Source organism: Janthinobacterium sp. PSPC3-1, assembly GCF_049896105.1.
Taxonomy (GTDB): Bacteria; Pseudomonadota; Gammaproteobacteria; order Burkholderiales; family Burkholderiaceae_D; genus Janthinobacterium.
On record NZ_JAFCTQ010000028.1, the window covers coordinates 39,923 to 52,934 of the forward strand.

The 13,012-nt window shown below is 61.5% G+C and carries 11 protein-coding genes; 5 read left to right on the forward strand and 6 right to left on the reverse strand.

Going from position 1 to position 13,012, the window contains the following annotated elements:
- Positions 1-8: 8 nt before the first annotated feature.
- The 4 genes from sdhA to ACP7B7_RS23485 all read right to left on the reverse strand — a co-directional run bounded on the left by sdhA (position 9) and on the right by ACP7B7_RS23485 (position 3,768).
- Positions 9-1,790, reverse strand: coding sequence for a succinate dehydrogenase flavoprotein subunit (sdhA, locus tag ACP7B7_RS23470; protein ID WP_426078301.1), 1,782 nt, complete (start codon positions 1,788-1,790; stop codon positions 9-11).
- A 2-nt stretch (positions 1,791-1,792) separates the two neighbouring features.
- Entirely contained in the window at positions 1,793-2,158 is a 366-nt protein-coding gene (gene sdhD, locus ACP7B7_RS23475) for a succinate dehydrogenase, hydrophobic membrane anchor protein (protein ID WP_312436282.1), read from the reverse strand.
- Positions 2,159-2,160: 2 nt separating this feature from the next.
- Positions 2,161-2,583 (reverse strand): succinate dehydrogenase, cytochrome b556 subunit, encoded by a 423-nt coding sequence (gene sdhC, locus ACP7B7_RS23480; RefSeq protein ID WP_426078302.1) that lies wholly within the window; start codon positions 2,581-2,583, stop codon positions 2,161-2,163.
- A gap of 315 nt (positions 2,584-2,898) precedes the next feature.
- The gene (locus ACP7B7_RS23485) at positions 2,899-3,768 is read right to left on the reverse strand and encodes a GntR family transcriptional regulator (RefSeq protein WP_426078303.1); all 870 of its coding nucleotides are present in this window, start codon (positions 3,766-3,768) and stop codon (positions 2,899-2,901) included.
- 305 nt (positions 3,769-4,073) lie between these two features.
- Between ACP7B7_RS23485 and ACP7B7_RS23490 the strand changes: the two genes are divergently transcribed.
- From ACP7B7_RS23490 to ACP7B7_RS23510, 5 genes are all read left to right on the forward strand, one after another.
- A complete protein-coding gene (locus ACP7B7_RS23490; protein WP_426078304.1) occupies positions 4,074-5,063 on the forward strand; it encodes a malate dehydrogenase in 990 nt (329 codons plus the stop codon).
- 121 nt (positions 5,064-5,184) lie between these two features.
- Positions 5,185-6,183 carry an HpcH/HpaI aldolase/citrate lyase family protein gene (locus tag ACP7B7_RS23495; protein WP_426078305.1) on the forward strand — a complete coding sequence of 333 codons (999 nt, stop codon included), beginning with the start codon at positions 5,185-5,187 and terminating at the stop codon, positions 6,181-6,183.
- A 13-nt stretch (positions 6,184-6,196) separates the two neighbouring features.
- Positions 6,197-6,748 (forward strand): hypothetical protein, encoded by a 552-nt coding sequence (locus tag ACP7B7_RS23500; protein ID WP_426078306.1) that lies wholly within the window; start codon positions 6,197-6,199, stop codon positions 6,746-6,748.
- Between the two features lie 90 nt (positions 6,749-6,838).
- On the forward strand, positions 6,839-9,559 hold the full coding sequence (gene acnA / locus ACP7B7_RS23505) for an aconitate hydratase AcnA (RefSeq protein ID WP_426078307.1): 2,721 nt from the start codon (positions 6,839-6,841) through the stop codon (positions 9,557-9,559).
- Between the two features lie 212 nt (positions 9,560-9,771).
- Positions 9,772-11,025, forward strand: a complete 1,254-nt coding sequence (locus ACP7B7_RS23510) for a DUF2863 family protein (RefSeq protein ID WP_426078308.1) — start codon at positions 9,772-9,774, stop codon at positions 11,023-11,025.
- A gap of 170 nt (positions 11,026-11,195) precedes the next feature.
- Here the strand turns inward: ACP7B7_RS23510 and ACP7B7_RS23515 are convergent, their stop codons facing one another.
- Positions 11,196-11,660 carry a CYTH domain-containing protein gene (locus tag ACP7B7_RS23515; RefSeq protein ID WP_426078309.1) on the reverse strand — a complete coding sequence of 155 codons (465 nt, stop codon included), beginning with the start codon at positions 11,658-11,660 and terminating at the stop codon, positions 11,196-11,198.
- Between the two features lie 10 nt (positions 11,661-11,670).
- Positions 11,671-12,792: a M14 family metallopeptidase gene (locus ACP7B7_RS23520; RefSeq protein ID WP_426078310.1), complete on the reverse strand. Its 1,122-nt coding sequence runs from the start codon at positions 12,790-12,792 to the stop codon at positions 11,671-11,673.
- Positions 12,793-13,012: the final 220 nt, after the last annotated feature.

Genomic DNA, 13,012 nt, shown 5'->3' on the forward strand with positions numbered 1-13,012 from the left:
GTATAGCCTTAGAAAGTACGTGGTTTCGGTTTGAAGGTATCTACCGTCAGCGGCTTGGTCACGACCGGCTTGTATTCCAGTCGGTTGCCTTCCGAATACCACAGTGTGTGCTTCATCCAGTTGTCGTCGTCGCGGGTCGGGTGATCGTCCTGGGCGTGGGCGCCGCGCGATTCCTTGCGCGCCGCGGCCGAGACGATGGTCGCTTTCGCCGTTTCGATCAGGTTGTCCAGTTCCAGCGCTTCCACGCGGGCGGTGTTGAACACCATCGACTTGTCCTTGAACGAGACGTTCTTGCGGCGCTCGTCGAGCTTCATGATCTCAACCACGCCCTGGTCGAGCATGGCGTCGGTCCGGAACACGCCACAGTATTTCTGCATGGTGGCGCGAATCTCGTTCGCCACGCCCTGCACAGTTTCCGTGCCGGTCGAGTTTTCCAGGCGCGCCAGGCGGCCCATCGCAAACTCGGCGGCGTCGGCTGGCAAGGGTTTGTTTTCCCTGGCTTTCAGGCCGCTGTTGACGATATGGTTGCCGGCCGCGCGGCCGAACACCACCAGGTCCAGCAGCGAGTTGGTGCCCAGGCGGTTGGCGCCGTGCACCGAGACGCAGGCGCATTCGCCGATCGCGTACAGGCCGTTGACGACCTTGGCCGAGTTATCAGGACCGGTCGGGGTGACGACCTGGCCATGGATATTGGTCGGGATGCCGCCCATCTGGTAGTGAATCGTCGGCACGACAGGAATCGGTTCCTTGGTGGCGTCGACGTTGGCGAACTTGTGGCCGATTTCCAGGATCGACGGCAGGCGCTTGGCGATGGTGTCGGCGCCGATATGGCGCAGGTCCAGCATCACGTGGTCCTTGTTCGGACCGCAGCCGCGGCCTTCCTTGATTTCCTGGTCCATCGAACGCGACACGAAATCGCGCGGCGCCAGATCCTTCAGGGTTGGCGCATAGCGCTCCATGAAGCGTTCGCCTTCCGAGTTGATCAGGATGCCGCCTTCGCCGCGCACGCCTTCGGTGATCAGGACGCCCGCGCCGGCCACGCCGGTCGGGTGGAACTGCCAGAATTCCATGTCCTGCAGCGGCAGGCCGGCGCGTGCCGCCATGCCCATGCCGTCACCGGTGTTGATGAAGGCATTGGTCGACGCGGCGAAAATACGGCCCGCACCGCCGGTGGCCATCACGGTGGTTTTTGCTTCCAGGATCATGCATTCGCCGGTTTCCATTTCCAGCGCGACCACGCCGATCACGTCGCCGTCGGCGTCGCGGATCAGGTCCAGCGCCATCCATTCGACGAAGAAGTGGGTACGTGCGCGCACATTGCGCTGGTACAGCGTGTGCAGCAGGGCGTGACCGGTACGGTCGGCCGCCGCGCAGGCGCGCTGCACCGGCTTTTCGCCGAAATGGGCCGTGTGGCCGCCGAACGGACGCTGGTAAATGGTGCCGTCAGGGTTGCGGTCGAACGGCATGCCGAAGTGTTCCAGTTCGTACACGACTTTTGGTGCTTCACGGCACATGAATTCGATGGCATCCTGGTCGCCCAGATAGTCGCCACCCTTGACGGTGTCGAACATGTGCCAGAACCAGTTGTCTTCGGCCATGTTGCCGAGCGACGCGCCGATACCGCCCTGCGCCGCCACGGTGTGCGAGCGGGTCGGGAAAACTTTCGAGAGTACAGCGACGTTCAGGCCGGCTTCGGCCAGTTGCAACGACGCGCGCATGCCGGAACCGCCGGCGCCAACGATCACCGCATCAAAGCGGCGGGTAGGAATTGCAGATTTATATGCTGCCACGATTACACACTCCAGAGTATCTGTACCGTCCAGCCGGCACAAGCGATCAACCACAGCATGGTGGCAATTTGCAGGGTCAAACGGAGGCCAGCGCTTTTCACGTAGTCCATCCAGATGTCGCGTACGCCGACCCATGCGTGGTAAAACAGCGCCAGGAAGGTGACCAGGCTGAATAATTTGAACCATTGCTGCGCGAACAGACCCGCCCAGCCTTCATAGCTGAAGTTCTGGCCGGTCAGGAACGAGACCAGCAGGATGGCGACATAGGCCACCATGACGATGGCGGTGACGCGTTGCGCCAGCCAGTCGCGCAAGCCGTAATGGGCACCGACGACGAGGCGTTTCGGTCCGATGTTATTGTCTGCCATGTTTAAAATACTCCAAACAGTTTCAAAGCGACCAGGGCGGTCAGCACCAGGCTCACCACCAGCACCGTCGAGGCGGTCTTGCGGGCCGAGTCTTTTTCGATGGCGACGTGCACGTCCATGAACAGGTGGCGGATGCCGGCGCAGAAGTGGTGCAGGAAGGCCCAGACCAGGCCCAGCGTGATCAGCTTGACGAACCAGTGCGAGGCGATGCCCTGGAAGTAAGCGTAGGACATTTCGGAACGCAGGCTCAGTTCCAGCATGTACAGGATGCACGGCAGCAGGGCGAAAATGATGAATCCGCTGATACGATGCAGGATCGAGACGATGGCGCCAACCGCCATGCGGTAGTTCGACAATTCGGTAACATGAATGTTACGGAATTGCGGCCGTTCTTTTTTTGGTACTTCTTTTACGGCTTCAGACATAACAAAAACCTCCCCTTTGAACTGAACTAAATATTGGAAGCCGCGATTTTCGCCGATTTTCGCAAGCCATACCACTATCTATTGTTACATATAACCAAAATGGTTTTTTACTACACAATCCCGCGCTACTTTCCGTAGTTCACGTAATTTAATTACAGAAACGCTGGCAAAAAACGACCCGCCGGTGGCGTACGCCTGGCGGGCCGCGCTTTGCCTGCGATTTCTGCTGTCTCCAATGCCCGCCTCGCGGTGGACACTTTTCAAACGATGGACGTCAGCCTGTCCGCTTGTTCGGGCGCCAGGCGCCCCGCAGCTTCAGCTGAGTTCATTCTGATAATGGTGGCGGCTGGTCAGGTACAGGCCGCGGCGCAATTCCACCGGCTTGTCGCCATACGTAAACGACACGCGCTCGGAACTGAGCAATGGTGTACCCGCCTCGACATTCAACAAATGGGCCGCGCCCGCATCGGCGCAGACGGCGCGGATCTGCTCGGAGGCACGGATCATGCGCGTGCCGAATTCGGTTTCGAACAGGCCGTACATCGGCCCCTTGTATTCCACCAGGCGCTCGGCCGTCAGGCCCTTGAAGATCAGGCCGGGCAGCCACAGCTCTTCCAGTACGGTCGGCACGCCGTCGAAATACTGCACCCGCTTGATGAAGATGACGGCGTCGCCCGATTTCAGCTCCATCAGGCGCGCCACATCGGCCGGCGCGCGCACGCGCTTGACCTCGATGAACTTGCTTTCGGGGTAATGCGGCACGCCTTCGTCCGGCACCAGGCGCAGGAAGCGGAAATGCGCGCGCGCCTCGTGGTGGGTCGACACGAACGTGCCCTTGCCCTGGCGGCGCATGACGAGGTTTTCGGCGGCCAGCTCATCGATCGCCTTGCGCACCGTGCCCTGGCTGACCTTGAAACGGCCGGCCAGTTCGACTTCGCTGGGGATCAGTTCGCCCGGCTTCCACTCGCCCGATTGCAGGCTTTGCGTGATCAGCGCCTTGATCTGCTGATACAAAGGACTGAAGGTGGGCGAGGCGGCGGTGGCGGCGGGCGTGGGCGCTGGCGCGGCAGCCATCGTGGCGGCAGCGGCAGGCGGATTCGATGGGACCGGTGCGTCCGCGGTCGGACTGACCGCCCCGCTTGCAGCAGTGGCATTGTTGGTCAGATTGGACGAGGCGGAATTCATAGTCCGACATTTCAACACAAATCACTGCCCGCGTCCAGTAAAAACCCGCTGGTTATCTGTCTTATATAAGACATAAGATAGGATTGACAGATGCAAATCGGAAGCCTACACTGCGCCCGACAAACTGATGGTTTCATACCAGTGCGTTGTTGGCCAGCCACTCTGGCCTGAAACAACAAGGGCGCGACGGCGCGCACCACAGGCAATTCGGTGGCAGCAGCCGGTTTTGGTATCATTACAGTTTTTCCGAACAAGCGTAAGCCCAGCTTCAAGCCCGTTTTCTTTCCCATTTTTGGAGATTCATCATGGCAAAAACCCCTATGCGTGTTGCAGTGACCGGCGCCGCCGGCCAGATCGGCTACGCCCTGTTGTTCCGCATCGCCAATGGCGACATGCTCGGCAAGGACCAGCCTGTTATCTTGCAATTGCTTGAAATCGCGGACGAAAAGGCCCAGAAAGCGCTCAAGGGCGTGATGATGGAAATCGACGATTGCGCCTTCCCGCTGCTGACGGAAATGACCGCTCATTCCGATCCGTTGACCGCCTTCAAGGATGTCGACGTGGCCGTACTGGTCGGCGCGCGTCCACGTGGCCCGGGCATGGAACGCAAGGACCTGCTGGAAGCCAATGCCCAGATCTTCACCGTGCAAGGCAAGGCGCTCGACGCCGTCGCTTCGCGCAACGTGAAAGTGCTGGTGGTTGGCAACCCGGCCAACACCAATGCCTATATCGCCATGAAATCGGCGCCATCGCTGCCAGCGAAAAACTTCACCGCCATGCTGCGCCTGGACCACAACCGCGCGCTGTCGCAAGTTGCCGCCAAGACCGGCACCGCCGTCAAGGATATCGAAAAGCTGACCGTGTGGGGCAATCACTCGCCAACCATGTATGCTGACTACCGTTTCGCCACCGTCAACGGCAAGGCCGTGAAAGACCTGATCAACGACCAGGAATGGAACGCCAACACCTTCCTGCCGACCGTTGGCAAGCGCGGCGCGGCCATCATCGAAGCGCGCGGCCTGTCGTCGGCAGCATCGGCAGCGAACGCCGCCATCGACCACGTGCATGACTGGGTGCTGGGCACCGCCGGCAAGTGGACCACCATGGGTGTGCCATCGGACGGTTCGTACGGCATCCCTGAAGGTACCGTGTTCGGTTTCCCTGTCACCACGGAAAACGGCGAATACACCATCGTTCAAGGCCTGGAAATCGATGCATTCTCGCAAGAGCGCATCAACCTGACCCTGAAAGAACTGACCGAAGAGCGCGAAGGCGTGAAACACCTGCTGGCGTAATTCCCAGTCCAGTTCCGGCGGCGCAGCGTACACTGTGCCGTCCGCCCTCAAGGCCGCACCGCGTTTATCGCGGCGCGGCTGTTTCAGTAATGAGTTCTTATCTACAAAGATGTCTTAAAGCATGCACCCTTCCGAGGTTTTATTCCAGGGCAAACGCCAGCCGCTGTTGCTCGCCGCTTGCGACCACTACGCCGGCTCTGAAAAGCTGATGCGTAAATCGATTGCTTTGCAACAAGAGCTTGGTCCTTTGTTCGACATCACGTTCGATTGCGAAGACGGCGCCAGCGCCGGCAATGAAGAAGCCCATGCGCAGATGGTGGCCGAACTGCTGGCCAGCGATGGCAACCAGTTCAACCGCATCGGCGTGCGCGTGCACGACGTCGACAGCCCGTTTTTCGCGCGCGACGTGGAAATCGTCTGCGCTGCCGCCCAGCGCATCGCCTATATCGCCGTGCCGAAAGTCAACAGCGTGCAGGACGCCATGCTGGCGATCGAACTGATCAACCTGCATGCGCGCCGCGCCGGCCGCGACAACCTGCCGGTGCACATCCTGATCGAGACCCACGGCGCGCTGCGCGACGCGTATGCGATCGCCGCCCTGCCCCAGGTCGAATGCCTGTCGTTCGGCATCATGGATTTTGTCTCGTCCCACTACGGCGCCGTGCCGGCCGCGGCCATGCGCACGCCGGGCCAGTTCACGCATCCGCTGGTGGTGCGCGCCAAGCTGGAAGTGGCGGCCGCCTGCCACGCCCATGGCAAGGTGCCGTCGCACAATGTGACCACCGATGTGCGCGATTCGGCGGTGGTGGCGAATGACGCCCAGCGCGCGACAGCCGAGTTCGGCTACACGCGCATGTGGAGCATCCACCCCGACCAGATCAAGCCCATCATCAAGGCCTTCACGCCCCGCCTGTCCGAGGTGAATGAAGCGAGCAATATCCTGAACGAAGCGCTGCGCGCCAATTGGGGACCGATCGCGCAGAATGGCCGCTTGCATGACCGCGCCAGCTACCGATATTATTGGACCGTTTTGCAACGCGCCAAGCTGGCGGGCCTGGGCCTGCCCGAGGCGGCTGCTGCATTACTGAATCCGCCCTCGACCAGCACCACCGAAAACTGACAGGAATACCACGATGTCCCTCTCCAAATTAGCCCTGGCCTGCAGCGTCGCGCTGGGCGCCATGACGCTGGCCCTGGCGCCGGCCAGCTACGCCGCCACCGATACCAAGGCCCCCGCCAAAGCCAAGACCGCCAAAGCCGTGAAGACCACCAAGGCCAAGGCAAAAGCGCCGGCCAAGGCCGTGAAACCGGTCGCCATGCCGGCCGAGCCGAACGAGGAAGCCGACGAACCGGACACCACCGGTTCGGCCACCACCGAATTCAATTGCGAACTTGGCAACAAGATCACCATCTACAGCAATGCGACCGATGACTCGCATATCGCCCTGCGCTGGCAGAAGCGGCTGCACCGCCTGAGCCGTGTCGGCACCACCACCGGCGCCCACCGTTTTGAAAATCGCTTGTACGGACTGATCTGGATCGGCATTCCGGCCAAAGGCATGCTGCTCGATTCCAAGCAGAACCGCCAGCTGGCCAATGAATGCAAGGATGCGGAGCAGGCCAAACCGACGCTGGCGACCGAAGCGCCGGTGTCGCTGGGTGTAGTCAAGCCTGCCGGCGGCTGATGTGCGCGGCAAGAGTCCCCGGCCGGGGCCTCTGTCATGTTTTGTACCCCGAATAATCAATCAACAGACGATACCCAACAAGGAGAGGTCATGTCCCGCAACACTTTGAACACGCTCAAGGACTTTAATATTTCAGCCAGCAAAAAGGGACAGCTCTACTCCCTGCCGGCACTGGAAAAAAGCCTGGGCATTAATGTCTCGCGCCTGCCGGTGTCGATCCGCATCGTGCTCGAATCGGTGCTGCGCAACTGCGACGGCAAGAAGGTCACCGAAGAACACGTCAAGCAATTGGCGAGCTGGGGCCCGACCGCCGAACGCACCGACGAGATCCCGTTCGTGGTGGCGCGCGTGGTGCTGCAGGACTTCACCGGCGTGCCGCTGCTGGCCGACCTGGCCGCGATGCGCAACGTGGCCGCCAAGATGGGTATCGACGCCAAGAAGATCGAGCCTCTGGTGCCGGTCGACCTGGTGGTCGACCACTCGGTGACCATCGATCACTACCGCGAAAAGAAAGCGCTGGACCTGAACATGAAGCTGGAATTTTCGCGCAATAACGAGCGCTACCAGTTCATGAAATGGGGCATGCAGGCCTTCGACACCTTCGGCGTGGTGCCACCGGGCTTCGGCATCGTGCACCAGGTCAACCTGGAATACCTGGCGCGCGGCGTGCACAGCACCGGCAAGAAAGCCGGCGACGTGTACTACCCGGACACCCTGGTCGGCACCGACTCGCACACCACCATGATCAACGGCATCGGCGTGGTCGGCTGGGGCGTGGGCGGCATCGAGGCGGAAGCCGGCATGCTGGGCCAGCCAGTCTACTTCCTGACGCCGGACGTGATCGGCGTGAACCTGTCGGGCGCGCTGCGCGAAGGCTGCACCGCCACCGACCTGGTGCTGACGATTACCGAACTGCTGCGCAAAGAGAAAGTCGTCGGCAAGTTCGTCGAGTTCTTCGGCGAGGGCACCGAATCGCTGACCCTGACCGACCGCGCCACGATCGCCAACATGGCACCGGAATACGGCGCCACCATGGGCTTTTTCCCGGTCGACGACGCCACCATCGACTACTTCAAGGGCACCGGCCGCAGCAAGGCTGAAATCGACGCATTCCAGGGCTACTTCAAGGCGCAGAACCTGTACGGCGTGCCAAAAGCCGGCGAGATCGACTACACCCGCGTGGTGGAGCTGGACCTGGCCTCGGTCGCCCCGTCGCTGGCCGGCCCGAAACGCCCGCAAGACCGTATCGAAATCGGCAACGTGAAAGCGAACTTCGCCGAACTGTTCGCCAAGCCGACCACCGAAAACGGCTTCAACAAGAACCCAAACGACCTGGCCGCCGTATACGAAACCACCAATGGCGTGAAAGTGTCGAACGGCGACGTGCTGATCGCCGCCATCACCTCGTGCACCAACACCTCGAATCCGAGCGTGATGCTGGCCGCCGGCCTGCTGGCGAAAAAAGCCGTCGAAGCGGGCCTGAAAGTCGCGCCCCACATCAAGACCTCGCTGGCGCCCGGCTCGCGCGTCGTGACCGAATACCTGACCGCCGCCGGCCTGCTGCCCTACCTGGAAAAACTGGGCTTCGGCGTGACCGCCTACGGCTGCACCACCTGCATCGGCAATGCCGGCGACCTGACGCCGGAACTGAACGCGGCCATCGCCACGCACGACATCGTCGCTTCGGCCGTGTTGTCGGGCAACCGCAACTTCGAAGCCCGCATCCACCCGAACATCCGTTCGAACTTCCTCGCTTCGCCACCGCTGGTCGTGGCCTACGCCATCGCCGGCAACATGACACGCGACCTGATGACGGAACCGGTCGGCAAGGGCAAGGGCGGCAAGGATGTCTACCTGGGCGACATCTGGCCAACTTCGGCCGAAGTATCGGCCATGATGAAGTTCGCCATGAACGCCAAGGTGTTCAAGGACAACTACGCCGACGTCAAGGGCGCGCCAGGCAAGCTGTGGGAAAAAGTCACCACCGTGTCGGGCCAGGTCTACAACTGGCCGAAATCGACGTATATCGCGGAACCACCGTTCTTCGACAATTTCTCGATGACGCCAGCGGCCGTGGCCACCGGCATCGAAGGCGCGCGCGCACTGGGCGTGTTCGGCGACTCGATCACCACCGACCACATCTCGCCAGCCGGCTCGATCCAGGAAAACGGCCCGGCCGGCAAATGGCTGAAGGAAAACGGCGTCCTGAAAGCGGACTTCAACTCCTACGGCTCGCGCCGCGGCAACCATGAAATCATGATGCGCGGCACCTTTGCCAACGTGCGCATCAAGAACCGCATGATCCCTGCCAAGGCGGACGGCTCGGCGGTCGAAGGCGGCATCACGATCCACCAGCCTTCCGGCGAACAGATGTCGATCTACGACGCGGCCATGAAGTATGTGGCCGAAGGCACGCCAACCATGGTGTTCGGCGGCGAAGAGTACGGCACCGGCTCGTCGCGCGACTGGGCGGCAAAAGGCACCCAGCTGCTGGGCGTGAAAGCCGTGATCACCCGCTCGTTCGAGCGTATCCACCGCTCGAACCTGGTCGGCATGGGCGTGTTGCCGCTGCAATTCATCGGCGACGACAGCGTGCAGACCCTGGGCATCACCGGCCAGGAAACGTTCGATCTGAAGGGCCTGGAAGGCGAGATCAAGCCGCAGCAACTGGCGACCCTGGTGATCCACCGCGCCGACGGCAGTTCGCAGGAAGTGGCCGTGCTGCTGCGTATCGACACCCCGATCGAAGTCGATTACTACAAGCACGGCGGCATCCTGCCATTCGTGCTGCGCCAATTGCTGGCCGAGTAATCACTCAGCTCTAGCGTCATAAGCAAAACGCCGGTCTCGCCCGGCGTTTTTTTTCGCCTGTTTTATCCGCGCCAGGGTTGAAATTGCCGCAAGCGCCATGATCTGCATTCTGCTTGTGCATCCGTGTGGCCTTATCCTCTACAATACGGTTATAAGGGTTATCATTGTTTGACTGATCCATTTTTTTCACTTTCCGAGACTCTTATCCCGCTATGCGTCGTCCTTCCAAAGATTCATCCCATAAACTGACTGCCGACAGCCAGCGCCTGGTCACCTTTGCCCAGGCGATCGTCCAGGCAGCGAGCCGTCTCGAAGAGCGGTCCTGGGAACACAGCCTGGATACGCATCTCCAGAAGTTACTCAAGACCGGCCACCAGGACACCATCGACAACACGCTGGGCAACCTGTTCAAGGAAGACCTGAACGCCTATGACGTACTGATGGACGGCGTCGAAGCCGTCAGCGAATCGACCGTCATCATCCATGAAGACGTGCGCTACGACGCGCTGCTGGTGGCTGTGCCTATCCTGGCCTGGACGCGCTTTTCGATCGCCTCCGGCCCGATGGCCGGCGACGCGCACGGCGTGCTGTCCGCCCACTTTGCCGCCCATCTGCTGGCCGACGGCACCAAAATGGCGATGGCGCCCACCCTTTATTCGATCGACCAATTGCCGCGCAGTCATGTCGAAACCTATGCCAAGACGCAAAAGCTGGCGCAGGCGGCCCTGAAGGGTTCGACCCTCAAGCCATCGACGAAAGAGCCGGAAACGGCGCCGTTCCTGGCCGATACACGCTACCTGCTGGTGGCCGTGGTGGCCCCTGCGGGCGCGCCGCTGTTCCGCTGGCAGGTGCCGGCGCTGCAGAACGACTTCATCGTCGAACGCAGCGCGGCCCTGGACCAATGGCGCACGCAGGCGACGCCGACCATCGCCCGCCTGCTGCCCGGCTGCGGCCTGGAGCTGCTGCTGCCGGAAGCGTATTACGTGGCCTGCCGCGAAGCGGACAAGCTGATCCGTCCGGTCTCGGTGCGCGCCGCCGTGCACTACCTGACGCATACGCTGGCGATCGAGCCGTCGGAACTGCGCGCCGTGATCGCCGGCTTCGGCGAAGAGTCGGCCGACGGCCAGGTCGACGAATACCGCATCGCGTTCACCCTGCGCCAGGCACCGGAAGTGATCTACGGCATCGTCTGGCCGCTGTATGGCCAGGAAGACGAGGACGGCACGCCGATCGAAGGCCTGATCCAGGTCGGCATCGCCGCGCTCGACAAGCAGAAGACACCGGTCGATGAAATCATCGAGCACCTGAACGCGGCCGGCATCACGCAGATCAAGCGCCATGCCGAACGCTACGTGGGTGAATACTGCGACGACTGCGGCGCGCCGCTGTTTGCCGACCCGGTCGGCGAATTGGCGCATGCCGAAATGCCGGAAGATACGCCGCAAGGGACCGAGCATTTTCATTGATGTTGGCCGAGGCCGACAATGTTGTCGGATTACGCGCTGCGCGCTAATCCGACCTACCATTCTCACGGAGGTGGCGTAGGTCGGATTAGCGCAGCGTAATCCGACAACACCACCAGCACATGAAAAAAAGGCAGAACCTCGGTTCTGCCTTTTTGCATGTCAAACCCGCATCACCACTGCGAATACGGATGCCGTATCAGGTTGGCGTTGTAATAGCGCGCGTCATCCGACACTTCCACGCCGATCCAGTCCGGCTTTTCAAACGGCTGGTCTTCCGAGTGCAGTTCGATCTCGGCCACCACCAGGCCGGCATTGGCGCCCAGGAACTCGTCGACCTCCCACACCATGCCCGCATACATGATGCGGCGCCGGTATTTCTCGATCAGGGGCTGCTCGCACAGGCTGTCGAGCAGTTCGTTGGCGTCCGCCAGCGGAATCGGATACTCCCATTCGCCACGGCTGTTACCCACGTTCGCGCCCTTGATGGTCAGCATGGCGTGGTGTCCCTCGATGCGCACGCGCACCACGCGCTCGCGCGTCGACGACAGATAGCCCTGGCGCAGCAGTTCCGGGTCGGCCAGCTGGCGCCAGCCGTCATTGGCGAGCAGGAATTTACGTTCGATCTCGACGCCCATGATCACGTCCTCAATCGAGCGACAGCAGGATCGGCTGCAGCATGGCCGCACCCAATGCCGCGCTGCGAGCGCCGTTCCAGCCCACGGCCGGGTCGGGCAGGTCGGCGTTTTCCTTGAACGGCATTTCCAGGGTCAGCGCCAGGCACTGGAAATGGTGACCGATGTATTTCGACGCCAGGGTCAGCATGTCGGACTTGTACTTGCTGGCGGCATAGCCGAACTTGTCCTGGAAGTCGGGGCTGGCCTGCTTGTAGCGCTCGATGAAGGCCTTCTGGTGCGCGGCTTGCTCCGGCGTGAAGTTTTCCAGCATCTCGTTGCCGGCCACAAAGTTGTACGGCAGCGCTTCGTCGCCGTGGATGTCGAAGAACATGTCGACACCCGTTTCGTGGATCTTGTTTTTCACGCACAGCACTTCCGGGCTGGACTCGAGCGACGGCGTCATCCATTCGCGGTTCAGGTTGGCGCCGGCCGCATTGGTGCGCAGGTTGCCGCGGATCGAGCCATCGGGATTCATGTTCGGCACGATGTGGAACACGGCGCGTTGCAACAACTTGCGCGCGATCGGGTTGGCGTCGTCCAGCAGCGAGTCGATCAGGCCTTCGACAAACCATTCGGCCATCGATTCACCGGGGTGCTGGCGGGCGATGATCCAGATTTTCTTTTCCGCCTGTGGGTTGCCGATGGTGACCAGGTTCATGTCGCGGCCATCGACCGTACTGCCCAGGTCGGCTACGCGCGCCAGCGGATGCTCGGCCACTTCGCCCAGCAGGCGCAGATGGCGTTCCCACGAATACGGCTCGAAGTAGGCGTAATAGACGCTGTCGAGTTCCGGCGTATGCGTGATCGTCATCACCTGGCCGTCGAAGGCGGTCGGCACGCGGAACCAGTTTTCGCTGTCGTAGCTGGCCACGGCCTGGTAGCCCTCGTAGCCGGCCGGATAGGTCGCCTGGCCGGCGTTCAGGAAGCGCAGGGTGCAGGCCTGGCCGCGCGCGCCTTGCAGGCGGAAATGGAACCACTGGTGGATGTCGGCGTGGCTGTCCTTGCGCAACTTCAGGTCGATGGCGCCGGCGCTGGCGGCGTTCACCACCTCGATGGCGCCGGAGTCGAAGTTCTGGCTGATTTTAATGGTCATGTAACGATCCCGTAGAGATATAAAGGCGTTGTCAGTGCCACGGCGCGCTCTGCTGGAGCGCGCCGCAACGGCAAAAACGCAGTGTAAGCGATCCCGCCATTTTCCGCCCTTTGCCCCCATTCGCAAAGCCTGGCCGGCGATTTTTTGCACCATTCAGGGGCATTGTCGGCAAACTGCTTGGCCGGGCCGCAAAAAAACGGCCAGCGATGGCATCAACCGT